General features: G+C 55.5%; 14 protein-coding genes. 8 read left to right on the top strand and 6 right to left on the bottom strand.

The window, feature by feature from the left end; translation table 11 throughout:
• Positions 1 to 281: 281 nt before the first annotated feature.
• The 6 genes from MO867_RS07285 to MO867_RS07310 all read left to right on the top strand — a co-directional run bounded on the left by MO867_RS07285 (position 282) and on the right by MO867_RS07310 (position 7,438).
• The gene (locus MO867_RS07285) at positions 282 to 1,001 is read left to right on the top strand and encodes a DUF6515 family protein (RefSeq protein ID WP_252465647.1); all 720 of its coding nucleotides are present in this window, start codon (positions 282 to 284) and stop codon (positions 999 to 1,001) included.
• A gap of 233 nt (positions 1,002 to 1,234) precedes the next feature.
• Positions 1,235 to 3,157, top strand: coding sequence for a biosynthetic arginine decarboxylase (speA, locus tag MO867_RS07290; protein WP_252465649.1), 1,923 nt, complete (start codon positions 1,235 to 1,237; stop codon positions 3,155 to 3,157).
• A gap of 57 nt (positions 3,158 to 3,214) precedes the next feature.
• Entirely contained in the window at positions 3,215 to 4,408 is a 1,194-nt protein-coding gene (locus MO867_RS07295; RefSeq protein WP_252465651.1) for a saccharopine dehydrogenase family protein, read from the top strand.
• Between the two features lie 73 nt (positions 4,409 to 4,481).
• Positions 4,482 to 5,675, top strand: a complete 1,194-nt coding sequence (gene nspC, locus MO867_RS07300) for a carboxynorspermidine decarboxylase (protein ID WP_252465667.1) — start codon at positions 4,482 to 4,484, stop codon at positions 5,673 to 5,675.
• A gap of 84 nt (positions 5,676 to 5,759) precedes the next feature.
• The gene (gene speB / locus MO867_RS07305) at positions 5,760 to 6,632 is read left to right on the top strand and encodes an agmatinase (protein ID WP_252465653.1); all 873 of its coding nucleotides are present in this window, start codon (positions 5,760 to 5,762) and stop codon (positions 6,630 to 6,632) included.
• Positions 6,633 to 6,742: 110 nt separating this feature from the next.
• Positions 6,743 to 7,438, top strand: coding sequence for a DUF6515 family protein (locus MO867_RS07310; protein ID WP_252465655.1), 696 nt, complete (start codon positions 6,743 to 6,745; stop codon positions 7,436 to 7,438).
• Here the strand turns inward: MO867_RS07310 and MO867_RS07315 are convergent.
• The 6 genes from MO867_RS07315 to rpsF form a co-directional block, all read right to left on the bottom strand.
• Positions 7,428 to 8,519, bottom strand: a complete 1,092-nt coding sequence (locus tag MO867_RS07315) for a winged helix-turn-helix domain-containing protein (protein ID WP_252465656.1) — start codon at positions 8,517 to 8,519, stop codon at positions 7,428 to 7,430. The two genes, MO867_RS07310 and MO867_RS07315, sit on opposite strands and share 11 nt — an antisense overlap.
• A gap of 67 nt (positions 8,520 to 8,586) precedes the next feature.
• Positions 8,587 to 10,029, bottom strand: coding sequence for a replicative DNA helicase (dnaB, locus tag MO867_RS07320; RefSeq protein ID WP_252465657.1), 1,443 nt, complete (start codon positions 10,027 to 10,029; stop codon positions 8,587 to 8,589).
• A 108-nt stretch (positions 10,030 to 10,137) separates the two neighbouring features.
• Positions 10,138 to 10,587, bottom strand: coding sequence for a 50S ribosomal protein L9 (gene rplI / locus MO867_RS07325; protein ID WP_252465658.1), 450 nt, complete (start codon positions 10,585 to 10,587; stop codon positions 10,138 to 10,140).
• A 37-nt stretch (positions 10,588 to 10,624) separates the two neighbouring features.
• A complete protein-coding gene (locus MO867_RS07330; RefSeq protein WP_252465659.1) occupies positions 10,625 to 11,467 on the bottom strand; it encodes a hypothetical protein in 843 nt (280 codons plus the stop codon).
• Positions 11,468 to 11,510: 43 nt separating this feature from the next.
• Positions 11,511 to 11,741, bottom strand: a complete 231-nt coding sequence (gene rpsR, locus MO867_RS07335; RefSeq protein ID WP_067084304.1) for a 30S ribosomal protein S18 — start codon at positions 11,739 to 11,741, stop codon at positions 11,511 to 11,513.
• Between the two features lie 12 nt (positions 11,742 to 11,753).
• Positions 11,754 to 12,200: a 30S ribosomal protein S6 gene (gene rpsF, locus MO867_RS07340; protein ID WP_252465660.1), complete on the bottom strand. Its 447-nt coding sequence runs from the start codon at positions 12,198 to 12,200 to the stop codon at positions 11,754 to 11,756.
• 310 nt (positions 12,201 to 12,510) lie between these two features.
• On the opposite strand from rpsF, the gene MO867_RS07345 reads away from it, so the two are divergent.
• Positions 12,511 to 13,338, top strand: coding sequence for an alpha/beta fold hydrolase (locus tag MO867_RS07345; RefSeq protein ID WP_252465662.1), 828 nt, complete (start codon positions 12,511 to 12,513; stop codon positions 13,336 to 13,338).
• A gap of 222 nt (positions 13,339 to 13,560) precedes the next feature.
• Positions 13,561 to 14,382 (top strand): isocitrate lyase/PEP mutase family protein, encoded by an 822-nt coding sequence (locus MO867_RS07350; RefSeq protein ID WP_252465664.1) that lies wholly within the window; start codon positions 13,561 to 13,563, stop codon positions 14,380 to 14,382.
• The last annotated feature ends 445 nt before the right edge of the window (positions 14,383 to 14,827 follow it).

The raw sequence follows: 14,827 nt of genomic DNA on the forward strand, positions 1-14,827 counted from the left end.
ACTATGTATCAGCGCGGCATCATACTCGCTGAGACCGGGCGTCTCAACATAGCAAAACGGCCACTTTTATAAAGGTTTCCCCCAAGAATCCAGCCTGTGTCCCGGTAAATCAGCCATTGCCAGCCCCTGAATTATGGGTCACCGCCAAATCCCACGACTACGCGAAATTCTACCTCAGCCAGTTCAGGAAGTGTTCAGTCCCGCCAAGGCAAACTGCACGCCAAGATACACAAAAGACTTCAAACGACATAAAAGAGCCATCCGGGCTCAGGAGCGCTGTTATGAGACACTTCGCTACTGCCATCGCCGCTGCGGGCCTATTGCTGATAGCAACCCCCGCGCTGTCCGAAGTGCACCGCGGACACCAACGTGCAATGGACAACGACCACCACGGGCAGGGACGAGCTCAACGGGAACAGCGCCACCTGGAACGCGGCCACAAAAAGCATCACGACAATCGCCAGCAGGAAAAGAAACACCGCAGGCAGGAGCGCAAGAAAGAACAGCACAGGCAAGAGCGCAGGCAAGAGCGCAAGAAAGAACAACGCAGGCAAGAACGCCAGCACCGTCGCGAGGTTCGCCATGCCTACGACAAAGGTTACAAGAAGGGGCACAATAAAGGTCACAATAAAGGTCACCGACATGAGCGTCGCGCCGCACACCGGCCCCACTACCGTCACGGCTACCAAGGGCACCGCCCTCACCACCGTCCTTCACACTATGGTTATGGCTATCGCTGGCGCCACCTGCCACGCAACTTTGTCAACATCAATCTGGGAGCGGCGGGCTTCTACTATAGCGACGGTATCTTTTACCGCCCGGCGTCCCACGGTTATGTCGTCAGTCATGCACCACATGGAGCTGTCGTACACAGCCTGCCGGCCTCAGCACTGACTGTTATTGTGGGTGGCCTCAATTACTACGTTGCTTATGACACCTACTACTTGTGGGACCACTCCCAGCGCGGCTACCGCGTAGTATCCAAGCCCGGACTGTTCTGATACCCAATACCCCCCTCCTCGGCGGTCTTCGGGCCGCCTTTTTTACCTGCGCAAGCCCTGGATTAATCCCCGTCAATAGCGGCCTGTCACAGGGTGCGAAAACGCTACCTATCCACTGCATTTTCATTTGCTTTTTTACCTACAAAATTTAGCGTTTTTTTATCTATAGTTATTGCTTTCCGGCCCTGCTGGGCCCAAGATTCGCGCCCGCCAAATATCAACAGAAAGGCGCCATGAAAAAGCAACAAGTTAAAGATTGGACTTGCGAAGATTCAGCCGAACTCTACGGCATCCGCAACTGGGGCGCCGGCTATTTCGATTTAAATGAAAGCGGTGAGATCTCGGTCCAGCTTGAGGGCCCCAACGGAGACTCCCATAGTGTTTCCCTGATGGACATTGCCCGCGGCGCCACCGAGCGCGGCCTGGGTATGCCCCTGCTATTGCGTATCGAGAATTTGCTCGATGCGCAGATCGCCCGTATCAATGAAACGTTTGCCCGCGCCATCCATGACTGCGGCTATGGCAACGTGTTTCGCGGTGTCTTCCCAATCAAGGTGAACCAGCAGTGCCAGGTAATCGAGGAGATCGCCAGTGCCGGCCGCCGCTTTAATCACGGTTTGGAAGCCGGCAGTAAAGCAGAGCTAATCGCAGCACTATCCATCCTCGACAACACCGAATCCCTGATCGTCTGCAACGGCTATAAAGATGAGGAGTTTATTAACCTCGGCCTACAGGCCCAGCGCCTGGGGGTACAGGTTTTCTTCGTAGTGGAAACGCCCTCGGAAGTGGAGACCATTATCCGCTGCGCCGAACGCGAGCAGGTGCGCCCCAATATTGGCGCGCGAATAAAACTCGCCTCCAAAGTGGGCGGCTACTGGAACGCCACCAGCGGCGACCGCAGTATCTTTGGCCTCGGCAGTAACGACCTGATCGCCATGGTCGACCAGCTGCGCAGCCACAATATGCTCGACTGCCTCAAGCTGCTGCATTACCACCTGGGATCGCAGGTGCCGAATATTCGCGATATCCGCACCGGCGTATTGGAAGCCTGCCGCTATTACGCTGATCTGGTTGAAGAAGGCGCGCCCATGGGCTATCTGGATCTGGGCGGCGGCTTGGCGGTGGACTATGACGGCTCCAAAACCAATTACACTCACTCGAAAAACTACTCCCTGGACGAATACTGCGTCGACGTGGTGGAAGCCATTATGGGCACCCTCGACAGCGAGGGCGTGGCGCACCCGGTCATTATTACCGAGTCCGGTCGCGCTACCGTGGCTTACTCCTCGGTGCTGCTGTTCGATATCCTCGACACCACCCGTTTCGAACCGGTGGAACTCGAGCACACCAGGATCAGTGAGGGAGATCATCAGATGCTCCTTAACCTGCAGGATGCAGTGGGCAGTATCACCCCCAAAAACCTGCAGGAGAGCTATAACGATGCCCTCTACTACCGCGACGAAGTGCGCTCCTTGTACCTGCACGGTCAAGTGAGCTTGCGCGAGCGCGCCAATGCCGAAAACCTGTTCCTGCAGGGCTCCCAGGAAATTCGCAAGCTCCTCGATGAAGCGGAAGAAATTCCAGCGGACCTGCAGGCACTACCAGAGGTACTGTCTGATATTTATTACGCGAATATGAGCGTATTCCAGTCGGTGCCGGATATCTGGGCTATCGACCAGGTATTCCCACTACTGCCCGTTCACCGTCTGGATGAGGCGCCGACGCGCTCCGCCATTATCGCCGACATCACCTGCGACTGTGACGGCAAGATCGATCGCTTTATCGGCCGCGAGAAAGAGCAAAAAACCCTGCCCTTGCATGAACTGAAAAATGGCGAGGACTATATCCTCGGTACCTTCCTGATCGGCGCCTACCAGGAAACTCTCGGTGACCTGCACAACCTGTTCGGCGATACCAACGTGGTGAGTGTGCGCATTCAGGAAGATGGCAGTATCGACTTCAGCCACGAGATCCATGGCGACAGTATTTCTGATGTACTGAGTTACGTAGAATATCAACCCAAAGCGCTGTTTGAGCGCTTCCGTCGCCTGGCGGAGCGCGCGGTCAAACAGGGGTTGATTACCGTCGCCCAGCGCAAGCAAATTTTGCAAACCTATACCGCCAGCATGAGCGGTTACACCTACTTTGAAAAATAAGGCCCCGCGCCTTTGAGACGATAGCGGCGAGAAAAGCTGCAGATTAAGGAGATCTTTATGGCCAACGTACTGATCATCGGCGCCGGCGGCGTCGGCCAGGTGGTTGCGCACAAATGCGCGCAGGTTGAGGAAGTATTTGAAAATATCACCCTCGCCAGCCGCACCAAGAGCAAGTGTGACAAGATTGCAGCCATGCTGCCGCGCAAAATCGATACCGCCGAAGTGGACGCGGACAATGTGCCGGAGCTGGTCAAGCTAATTAAAAAAGTGAAGCCGGATCTGATCATCAATGTGGCCCTGCCCTACCAGGACCTGCATATCATGGATGCCTGCCTGGAAACCGGCGTGCACTACATGGACACCGCCAACTACGAGCCGCCGGAAGAGGCCAAGTTCGAATACAAGTGGCAGTGGGCCTACCAGGAAAAGTTTGAGAAGGCCGGTCTCATGGCTCTGCTCGGCAGCGGTTTCGATCCCGGCGTGACCAGCGTATTTACCGCTTACGCCAAGAAGCATCATTTCGATCGTATCCACACCCTGGATATCCTCGACTGCAATGCGGGTGACCACGGCCTGCCGTTCGCCACCAACTTCAATCCGGAAATCAATATCCGCGAGATCACCGCCAACGGTCGCTACTGGGAAAACGGTCAGTGGGTAACCACCCAGCCGATGGAAGAGAAGCGTGTTTTCAACTTCCCCGAAGGCATCGGTGACAAGGACATTTACCTGCTGTATCACGAAGAGCTGGAATCCCTAACCAAACACTTCCCGGAAATCGAGCGCGCGCGCTTCTGGATGACCTTTGGCGACAGCTACCTGAAGCACTTGGAAGTGCTCCAAAACGTTGGTATGACGGGAATTGAGCCGGTGGAATTCCAGGGCCAGCAAATTGTGCCCATTCAGTTCCTCAAAGAGCTGCTGCCAGACCCCGCCAGTCTGGGGCCGCTGACCAAAGGCAAAACCTGCATCGGCAATATTATCCGTGGCAGCAAAGACGGCAAAGAGAAGATCTACTACATCTACAACACCTGTGATCACCAGGATTGCTACCAGGAGGTGCAGTCTCAAGCGATTTCCTACACCACCGGTGTACCTGCCATGATCGGCGCCAAGATGATGCTGGAAGGCAAGTGGATGAAACCCGGCGTGTGGAATGTGGAGCAGATGGACCCGGATCCCTTTATGGACGACCTGAACAAGTACGGCCTGCCCTGGCAGGAAACCTGGCTGGATAAACCCTTCCAATAAAACGTACTTTTCTACGACCTTTCCGGGATGGGCCCCAGTGCCCATCCCGCCGTATCAGGATAAAACGCCCCCCATGGACCTCACTCCCCGCGTAGATTATTTCGGCAGCTTTGACCCCTGCCGGGTACCCTCGCCCTGTTTTGTTATCGACGAGATCGCCCTGCGCGATAACCTGGAGCTTCTCGCCGATGTACAAAAGCGCAGCGGTGCCAAGGTGCTCGCCGCACTTAAGGCCTTCTCCATGTTCAGTAGCGGACCCATAGTGGCCGAATACCTGTCCGGCACCTGCGCCAGTGGCCTGTATGAGGCCAAGTTGGGATTTGAGGAATACGGTGGTCGCCACTTGGGCAAAGAAGTGCACGTATTCAGTGCCGGCTACAAGGATGAGGAGCTGCGCGAGATACTGCAGTTTGCCCACCACGTCATCTTTAATTCCTTCTCCCAATGGAAGCGCTACCGAGATATGTGCCTCGATATGCAAAAGCAGCGCCCGGAGCTTCGTTTCGGCCTGCGCATCAACCCCGAGCACTCCGAAGGCCACACCGACCTCTACGATCCCTGCGCCCCCTGTTCGCGCCTGGGTATCGTGCGCTCACTATTTGAAGATGAATCGCTGCAAGGCATTACCGGCTTGCACTTCCACACCTTATGCGAACAGGACTTCAAACCACTGCAGCGCACCATTGTCGCCGTGGAGGAGAAGTTTGGCGACTTGATCCCGCAGATGGAGTGGATCAATTTCGGCGGCGGCCACCATATCACTCGCCGCGATTACCAAGTGGATGAACTGGTGGAAGCGGTGCGCGATTTTGCCAGCAAATACGATGTACAGGTCTATCTGGAACCCGGTGAAGCCATCTCCCTATTTGCCGGTATTCTCGTTGCAGAGGTCGTCGACATCGCCTGGAATGGGGAAAACCAGGCCATCCTCGACGCCTCCGCCACCTGCCATATGCCGGATGTGCTGGAGATGCCTTACCGGCCGGAAATCACCGGCGCCTCACGCCCCGGTGAACTACCGCACAGCTACCGTTTGGGCGGGCAGAGTTGCCTGGCCGGCGACAGTATCGGCGAGTACAGCTTTAGCCAGCCCTTGAGAATCGGAGAACGCCTGGTGTTTGAGGAAATGGCCTACTACACCATGGTAAAAACCAATACTTTCAACGGTATCCCCCTGCCCGCCATCGCCCTGTGGAATTCGGATAGCGACGATCTAAAAATGATCAAGACCTTCGGCTATGAGGACTTCAAAGAACGCCTCTCCTAGGGCCTGCGGGCCCTAAATACCAACCGATCGAAATAGAGAAACGGTGGCAGCCATTCGCGGGCCCCATCGCCAGAGGATATGTAGATGCTGTCAGAAAACGATTACCCCATTTTTCTCGGCTCCGAAATCGAGCAGCCGAAGCCGGAAGACGCCCTCTTCCATATTATTCCGATCCCCTATGAGGAAACCGTTTCCTACGGCGGCGGCACCGGCAAAGGCCCGGCGGCCATCCTGGAAGCGTCCTGGCAATTGGAGACATTCGACAATTTCTCCAACCCCTGCGACCTGGGCATCTACACCCACTCGCCGGTCTCAGTTTCCGGTCCGGCAGAGGAGGTCATGGACAATATCGCCTCAGCCACCAAGGAAGTGCTCACATTGGGTAAAATGCCGGTGGGTATCGGCGGTGAACACTCAGTCACCTGGGGCATTATCAAGGGCTTACTGGATGCGGGCGAAACCGATTTCGGCGTAGTGCAAATAGATGCCCACGCCGACCTGCGCGACCGCTATGAGGGCCACAAACACAGCCATGCCAGCGTGATGCGCTTGGTGGTTGAGGCCGGTGTTCCCCTATTCCAGCTAGGCATCCGAGCATTCTGTGAAGAGGAAGTACAGGCGCGGAAGGATCACAATGTGGACTATCTGGATGCCCATCAGCTGGTACCCAACAACGTACAGGAATTCGAGTTACCGCAGAATTTCCCCAAGAAAGTCTTCTTTACCCTCGATATCGACGGCATGGACCCCTCAGTCTTCCCCTCTACCGGTACGCCAGTACCCGGTGGCCTGGGCTGGTACCAAACCCTTAACCTATTCGAATCCGTCGCTCGCCAAAGAGAGATCATTGGCTTCGATATTCTGGAATTTGCGCCGATCGAGGGCTTTCACGCCTATGATTTCGCTGCCGCACAGCTGATGTACAAGTTGATGGGCATTATCCAGCGCAACCGCTGACCCACAATTCTGGCTCTGGCACTTTGACAATTCTTAACCAATTATCCTGTCTTACCTGACAGGATAAGGGTTAGTATGTCGATGTGAGTAATCACTTCGCTGGAGAAACTGTGAATAAACTGAATGTCGTAATTGGCGCCAGTGCGTTCCTGGCACTGGCCGCTTTTGCCTTTAGCCCACCCGCCGATGCACGCAACTATGAGCGCGGGGGGGACCACCGCCACCATCGCGGCGGTGGAGGTGGCTACTATCGTGGGCCACGGGTTTCAATCGGGTTTATCGCCCCCATACTGCCAGTCGGGCACGTGCGTGTCGCTGTGGGTGGACGCCCATACTATTATCACGGCGGTCATTTCTACCGTCATGGACCTCGTGGCTATGTCGTGGTTGCCGCCCCGCTAGGCGCTTCTGTGGTGACCCTGCCAACCAGTGCAGTACAAGTGCAGGTGGGTGGCATTCCTTACTACCAGTATGCGAACTCCTACTACCAGTGGCATCCGGCCAGCCGCTCCTATGTTGTGGTAGCACCGCCAGCACCTGTTGCTGTAGTACCGGCGCCTATTGCTGTAGTGCCGGCGCCAGCACCCGTCGTTGTAGCGGCGGCACCAGTTTCCGCACCAGCAACAGTTCCCGCCACTCCAAACCCAGGGCCGGAGGGCTTTCTGGCCGGCCAGGTAGTGGAAACCTTGCCTAAGGGCTATGCCGCTGAAATCATCAATGGCATCCAATACTACCGCTATGGGGGCAACTACTTTATGCCAACCCAGCGCGATGGTCATGAAGTTTATGTGGTGGTCAAGCTGTAACTCGTACTTCCCTTGCCAGCCCGTGAAAACGGGCAAACTGCCCCAGAGCCCGGTGAAAGCTCGCCTTAAGTGACCCGCCGGGTTTTTCCTTCCAGTGCAAACTGTCAATCCGCAGCAGCCCCGCGCTGCGGTCAGCTTTCAGGTCCACCAGCCCCACAAAGCGATCCGCGTATAAAATCGGCAGGCAAAAGTAGCCGTAGCGGCGTTTGGCGGCAGGCACATAGCACTCTAACTGGTATTCAAATTCGAACAGGCGCCGCAGGCGCTTGCGCTGCAATATCAACGGGTCGAAAGGCGATAATAGACGCACCTTGCGCGATACCCGTGCCGGGCTCCTTTCCAACTGCTCCGTCAATATCAGCTCCCTACCCAGTGGCGACAGCTCACCACTCGCCAACATGGCTTTTACGCCTCGCTGTATCAACGGCTTGTCTTCGCGACGCAGGTAGGCGATTTCCTCAGCGCGACCCGTGCCCTGGCAGCCCAGAAAAGTACGCACCAGATGGCAGCTGTATTCAAGCTGTGAGGCAGTGCTGGTTGGCGTTTTTGCCGGCAGTATGCGTTCGGGCAGATCAAAGACTTTCTGAAAGCCTTCGCGATGGCTGACCATCAACTCACCCTCATGAAACAGCTGCTCCAGGGCCTTTTTCTCGTCGGACCACTTCCACCAACCGCTCTTGGTGCGTACAAAGTCACTGGCGCGCAATGGGCCCTCAGCACCGACTCGATCCAGTACATAGCGACATAGCTTGGTATTCTTCTCAAACCAATGGCGTTGCCCGGCACGGATACGATCCATTCGCACCCGCGCGTAGGGATAATGGGCCATTGGCAGGTAAGCCGCGGCGTGGGACCAGTACTCGAAAATCTCGCGGCGCTGTTCCGACTCAGCCAGGTGTGATTCTCGATAGCCCGGCAGGCGGTTGTACAGTTGGTGATGGTGGGCGCGGGTAATACGCTGAATAGCGTCCAACTGCAAGGCGCCCAGGTGCTGCAGTAAACTGGGGAGCCCTGCGGACCAAGGGCGATGGATAAACTGGCGCTCTAGCGCCAGGGCGCGGATCTTTTGCTCGGATAACAAGATGGAGCTCCCATGATTCCGGCTGGCTGGCACCCTCGAACCCAATACAGAAATCTAGGCGAGAGACTTACTCGCCCTGATAGTATTCCGGTGCCAGATTATCGAAACGCGTATATTTACCAATAAAGGCCGCGCGGCAAGTACCGATCTCACCATTACGCTGCTTGCCGATAATCAGCTCTGCCAAGCCCTTGTCCGGGGTATCCTCGTTGTAGTATTCATCGCGGTAAATAAACAGAATCACATCCGCATCCTGCTCGATGGCGCCGGATTCCCGCAAATCTGAGTTCATCGGGCGTTTGTTGGGGCGTTGCTCCACCCCCCGGTTGAGCTGCGACAGAGCGATCACCGGACATTCGTACTCTTTTGCCAGGGCCTTGAGAGAGCGCGAGATCTCGGAGATCTCCTGAGTCCGCCCCTCGGTAGAACCCGTCACCTGCATCAGCTGCAGGTAGTCCACCATAATCATGGCCGGCATGCTCATGGCCTCGGCGTCCTCACGGCTCAGCTTGGGGTTCTCGCGCATCAGCTTGTTCAGGTGGTCACGCACCGTGCGCTTGGTCCTCGCGCGTACTTCACTGGGGCTGAGTGCCGGCGTATCGTCAATATACAGGGCCTTACCCTTCATTTTCTGCACGGCGCTGGAGAGCTTGGGCCAATCCTCCTCCTGCAGTTTGCCATTCCTGATGCGGCCCTGGTCGATGCGACCGATAGACGACAACATCCGCATGACCAGGCTATCGGAGGGCATCTCCATACTGAACACCATAGTGGGGCGTTCCTGTACCAGCATGGCGCTTTCGATAAAGTTCAGCGCCAGCGCGGTCTTACCCATAGAGGGGCGCGCGGCGAGAATAACCAGCTCCCCGGGCTGCCAGCCAGAGGTGCGTTGATCCAACTCCGTAAGGCCGGTACTCAGGCCGGTAATATCCCCTTCGGTTTTAAACAGCTCGTCGATGCGCTCGACGGTCTTTTTCAGCAGGGTATCCACACCGATGAAACCGCCCTCTTTGGCGCGGCCCTCGGCGATCTCCGCCACGCGACGCTCGGCCATCTGCAGCAGGTCGGCGGAAGCGAGACCACCGGGATTAAAACTGGTGCGACTGATTTCACCAGCGGCGGCGATCAGCTGGCGCAGCATGGAGCGCTCACGCACAATTTTGGCGTAGGCGACGATATTCGCTGCGGACGGGGTGTTCTCGGCCAGTTCGGCCAAATACGCGGGGCCGCCCACATCACCCAAGAGGTCGCGGCTGCCGAGGCCTTCAGCGAGGGTAACGATATCCAGGGGCTGCTCGCCATCGCTCAGCGCGCGCATCACCGCGAAAATTTTGCGGTGGCTGGCAGTGAAGAAGTCCTCTTCACTTAATTGTTCTGAAACGGCATCGATGCGGCCCGGGTCCAACATCAGGCCGCCGAGCACAGACTGCTCCGCCTCTACCGAATGCGGTAGCGGTGAACTGTCTTCACTGTGGAGCGCTTCTTGTGGCGTGGGGTATTCGTCGATCATTGGATTTTACTGGATATCAAAAACAAAACAGGCGCTGACCCGACAGGGAGCAGCGCCCGATTGTAGCGCGGCTGGCGCCCGAAGCACCAACCACTCGTCAGCAAAACCTTATTCGGCTTCGATAACGACTTTAACTGCAGCAATGACGTCGGAGTGCAGCTGTACGTCTACGTCGTACTCACCCAGATCGCGCAGCGCGCCTTCAGGCAGCTTCACTTCAGCTTTAGCTACGTCAATACCGCCACCTGCAGTGATCGCTTCAGCGATATCGCGAGTGCCGATAGAACCGAACAGCTTGCCTTCGTCGCCTGCGTTTGCAGCGATGGTAACAACCAGGCCGGCCAATTTGGTAGCACGGCTTTCAGCTTCAGCAATCTTAGAAGCAGCAGCGGCTTCCAGTTCGGCACGCTTGGCTTCGAACTCTGCAACATTGGCTGCGGTAGCCGGAATTGCCTTGCCTGTCGGCAACAGGAAGTTGCGGCCAAAACCGGCTTTAACTTCAACGCGGTCACCCACATTGCCCAGTTTGCCTACTTTATCGAGCAGAATAACTTCCATCTCGGTTTCCTCAATTTCTGTCTTGTGCGAAGCGCGCCTATTTGGCGGAACGCCCGCGAATATCGATCCAGCTATCTACCAGGGCCAGGCCACACAGGAAGCCAGCCAGAGGCAGCCCCCCGATCACCAGCATCAAATACATCGCCACCAGGGGACCTACCCCCCAACCGCGACTGGCGACCAACCAGTGAATCAGTGCGATACCGGCCACCACCAGTGGGAAGGCAACAACGGCTCCCCAAAAAGCGTAACCGGGCGTTACCAGGCTGACCACCCAAAGCAACATGCTCGCAGCTGCCAGCCACAGAGGCAAGCGCAGCTGCTGAAACTCCTGGCGAAAACCGCCGGGATTATATAGCACCGCTTGCCAGTAACGCCCCAGAACCAAAGCCAGTGTGGCGCTCATCGCCGATATCAGGCTCAGGTAACCGGTGATCTGTAATTCACCCGAAAATATCTGCTCCAGCTCGTCCATAGGGACAGCCGCTGGCTGTGCCGCAGCATTCTCGACGGCTTGCAGGAAACCCTGCAAAAGTCCACCGCCAAAGAGCGAGGTGAGCAATATGCCCACCGCCGAAGCCGCCGTTACAGTCACCAGGCCGACAACCCAGGAGTGACTGCTGCGCAACGCCATAGCACCGCAAAAAACTGCGGCAAAATGGCTGGCGGAAATACCAGTCACCAAGGGTGATACATGACCACTCATGCCCATAACGACAATCGGCAACAGCGCCCAGGCCAAAACCATCAGGCCGTCACTGCCACCGCGACGCAAACTCACTAGCGCAAGGATTGCCGGGCTTATCAGCGGTATCCCCACCATGGTGAGGACCACCGCCCTGACGCGCCCGCGCATAATAAACTCAGCTACGGCGCGCATGTCTAGATAGCTTCTCTATTAATGAGTCTAAGCAAACTGCAGCTTAGGCTTCGTGGCTGTCCGTGTACGGCAGCAGTGCCAGGTAGCGCGCGCGCTTGACCGCAGTGGCCAGCTGACGCTGATACTTGGCTTTAGTACCGGTAATACGACTCGGAACAATCTTGCCAGTTTCAGAGACGTAGGCTTTCAGAGTATCGAGATCTTTGTAGTCGATACGCTTGACACCTTCAGCGGTGAAACGGCAGAACTTGCGACGACGGAAAAAACGTGCCATCTGATAATCCCCTTATTCTTCGCTTTCAGCGTTATCGGAAGAAGTTTCTTCCGCGGCGTTGGAAGAAGGTTTCTCTTCCTCAGTGCGCTCGCGACGCTCAGTGCGCTCTGCACGAGCTGCCTTGCGCTCACGGCTCTCTTTTTCCGCTTTCATGATCGGGCTCTCTTCAGTGATCGCCTCGTCTTCACGAATTACCAGATTGCGGATAACCGCATCGTTGTAACGGAAGTTAGTGGTCAGTTCCTCCAGGGCCTCTTCAGTACATTCGACGTTCAGCAGAATGTAGTGAGCCTTGTGGATCTTGTTAATCGGGTAAGCCAGGCGGAGGCGGCCCCAGTCTTCCAAACGGTGAACCTGCCCACCGCTCTCCTTGATGGACGCGGTATAACGCTCCACCATGCCAGGTACCTGCTCGCTCTGGTCCGGGTGAACCAGGAATACAACTTCGTAATGACGCATTTTTGCTCCTTACGGGTTAATCAGCCTCTCGGACAATCCGATAAGGCAAGGAGTGCAACGGGTACGGATACACCGGGCCCATTGCGGGCGGCGTATTCTAGGCAGTTGCGGTGTTGGTTGCAAGTTGATCAATTTCCCACTCCCTTAGCCTTCACCAACCCGGTTGCAAGTTGATCCATTTGACGGCTGATCTGTCACCGCAACCGCAATACTGATTTGACCGATTAGGACACCGCCCTGCGCGGTCTGGTCATGGGTTTGGCGGGACTGCTTCGCCTATGATGCCGGGCATTAACGGGAGAGAAGTAGCATGCCCCAAGAAACCCGCACTCTTAACTTTGGCCCCTTTCGCGTGCCGGTTACCACTGTTCGCAATGGCCAAGGCCCGCTTGCGCTGGTACTTCCCGCCATGGGTGTACCTGCCAACCGCTATCGGCTCCTGCTGGAGGAGCTGCAAAAGCTCGGCTTCAGCACGGCGATCAGCGAATTGCCCGGCACCGGTGAGAGCCTGCCACGCCCCCACCGGGATGCCGATTACGGTTACAACGACTTGGTGTTTTCGTTTATCCCTCAGTTGCTGCGGCTGCTGGGACGAGACTTCCCCGACGGACCCGCACTGATTCTCGGCCACAGTATTGGCGGCCAGACCAGCACCTTGGCGGCACGCGCAGGCCTCACTGGTAACGCCAAGGTTGTCAGCATCGCCTCCGGGCACGTCGATCACCGCAGTTGGAGTGGTCTGCACAAATACGCCATTTTGCTTTTTGCTTCGATCGTCAGTGTGACTTCGAGCCTGCTGGGTTATTTTCCCGGTGCCCGCATGGGCTTTGGCTGGCACGAGGCCCGCAAGTTAATGAAAGACTGGGCAAGATCCATTTTTAATGGCCGCTTTGCTCCTGAAGATCGTTTTGGACAAATGGAAAAAACAAACCAGCCCACCCTGCATATTGCACTGGACGGCGACCCTTTCGCTCCTGTTCAGGCCGCCCGTAAATTAGCGGCGATCGTCGGTGGCGAAACCCGGGAGATGCAACCCACCTACCCCAAAGGCAATCCGCACCTCAGCTGGATCAAGAATCCCGCCCCCGTAGTTGAGGCGGTACAACAGTGGCTACATACAGATCCCGCCCCGAACTGATTTTCCTTTTTCTCACTTTCCGGCATGGCTAAGAAAGCGATTCACAGCTTTCTTAACCATGTATTAATAGCGCTTGCCCACTTCACCCTTCCCCCATATCGCAGTCAACGATCTCAATTGCCTTTCCAGTTTTCACTGTTCAGTTCCGATTATGGCCAGTAAGCCAATCTCTTGAACGATAAATTCACCACTGAAACGACATCGCTCAAGTAGGTTATCCCGATGAACAACAGCCCATTCAATACCTTCACCCAATTGCACCAAGCCGCTGCCCCCCTGGTTCTACCAAATGCCTGGGATGCCGCCAGCGCTTTACTCTGCCAAAACACAGGCGCCCTAGCGGTGGGTACCAGCAGTGCCGCCGTCGCCTGGTCGCTGGGTTATGCCGACGGCGGTGCGCTGCCTGTCGAGGAACATTTACACGCTATCGCGCGAATTGCCCGGGTAACCTCGTTACCTCTGACTGTGGATATTGAGGATGGATATTCTCAAAACCCCGAAGAGATCGCAGAATTGGCCTGTAAAATGGTAAAGCTGGGTGTAGTGGGTATCAATATTGAAGAGGGTCGCGGCATACCAGAACCCCTAAGTGAGAAAATTCACGCTATCCGCAAAGCACTTAACGGCCGCCCGCTTTTTATTAACGCGCGTACAGACGTTTATCTCAATGCACTCGCCAGCGGTGATAAAGCGATAAATATGTGTATAGAGAGACTAGAGCTTTATAAGAGTGCCGGTGCAGACAGCGGCTTTGTACCGGGGCTCGCTGCGGTTGAGGAAGCGAGGAGTTTGGCAGCAGGTATCAACCTGCCACTCAATATTATGCTGCTTCCGGGAATGGCACCTGTATCGGAGTTTTTTGCCGCAGGCATAAAGCGCTTTAGTACCGGACCGGCATTATTCCAATCTGTCTACGGCCATTTAAACGAATCATTAAAACAGCTGACACCGGTTAAAAGTAACACTGATTTGTTTAGTAAGGCGCTGGACTACAGCACACTGAACTCAGCCTTTATTAAAGAGGCGTATAGAGAAGCAATATAACCGGGGCATATCGATGCCCGTCTGATTGCTATTTACGAAAGCTCCGCAGGCGAACCTTTTGAGTGACCTTTCTAGAAAAAAGCAAGCATCAACCAGAAAAAAATATTGAGGTAATAAGAACCTAATATCGAATTAAAACAAAAGCTCCAGCAGAACCCCCAGAAAATATTACTGCTTAAATAGCTATCCCTGGAATCTCCGACAAAGAAATATAAAATCCTTATTTGGGTTTTAAATTGAGCAGAAATAATGCTGGAGTGCACTTAATGTAAAAGGTGAGCCTTGGAAGACCCCCATATTTATTAAGGTAAGAACCGACAATCAAGACATGCTTTGATTGTCGGCTCAATGTTTACCTATACTGTAGTATCCCCCAGATCAACAAGTGGTAGCTAGATTGCCAACATAAGCGACACACGCTTACCCACTAGAAATTCCAGCGGGC

Source organism: Microbulbifer okhotskensis, from assembly GCF_023895975.1.
Taxonomy (GTDB): domain Bacteria; phylum Pseudomonadota; class Gammaproteobacteria; order Pseudomonadales; family Cellvibrionaceae; genus Microbulbifer; species Microbulbifer okhotskensis.

What these genes read in the sequence shown, in the direction of transcription:
- rpsR (WP_067084304.1), bottom strand. Translation starts at nt 11,741, where the DNA reads ATGGCACGTTTTTTCCGTCGTCGCAAGTTCTGCCGTTTCACCGCTGAA.
- rpsF (WP_252465660.1), bottom strand. Translation starts at nt 12,200, where the DNA reads ATGCGTCATTACGAAGTTGTATTCCTGGTTCACCCGGACCAGAGCGAG.
- MO867_RS07350 (WP_252465664.1), top strand. Translation starts at nt 13,561, where the DNA reads ATGAACAACAGCCCATTCAATACCTTCACCCAATTGCACCAAGCCGCT.
- rplI (WP_252465658.1), bottom strand. Translation starts at nt 10,587, where the DNA reads ATGGAAGTTATTCTGCTCGATAAAGTAGGCAAACTGGGCAATGTGGGT.
- MO867_RS07345 (WP_252465662.1), top strand. Translation starts at nt 12,511, where the DNA reads ATGCCCCAAGAAACCCGCACTCTTAACTTTGGCCCCTTTCGCGTGCCG.
- MO867_RS07295 (WP_252465651.1), top strand. Translation starts at nt 3,215, where the DNA reads ATGGCCAACGTACTGATCATCGGCGCCGGCGGCGTCGGCCAGGTGGTT.
- nspC (WP_252465667.1), top strand. Translation starts at nt 4,482, where the DNA reads ATGGACCTCACTCCCCGCGTAGATTATTTCGGCAGCTTTGACCCCTGC.
- speA (WP_252465649.1), top strand. Translation starts at nt 1,235, where the DNA reads ATGAAAAAGCAACAAGTTAAAGATTGGACTTGCGAAGATTCAGCCGAA.
- dnaB (WP_252465657.1), bottom strand. Translation starts at nt 10,029, where the DNA reads ATGATCGACGAATACCCCACGCCACAAGAAGCGCTCCACAGTGAAGAC.
- MO867_RS07285 (WP_252465647.1), top strand. Translation starts at nt 282, where the DNA reads ATGAGACACTTCGCTACTGCCATCGCCGCTGCGGGCCTATTGCTGATA.
- MO867_RS07330 (WP_252465659.1), bottom strand. Translation starts at nt 11,467, where the DNA reads ATGCGCGCCGTAGCTGAGTTTATTATGCGCGGGCGCGTCAGGGCGGTG.
- speB (WP_252465653.1), top strand. Translation starts at nt 5,760, where the DNA reads ATGCTGTCAGAAAACGATTACCCCATTTTTCTCGGCTCCGAAATCGAG.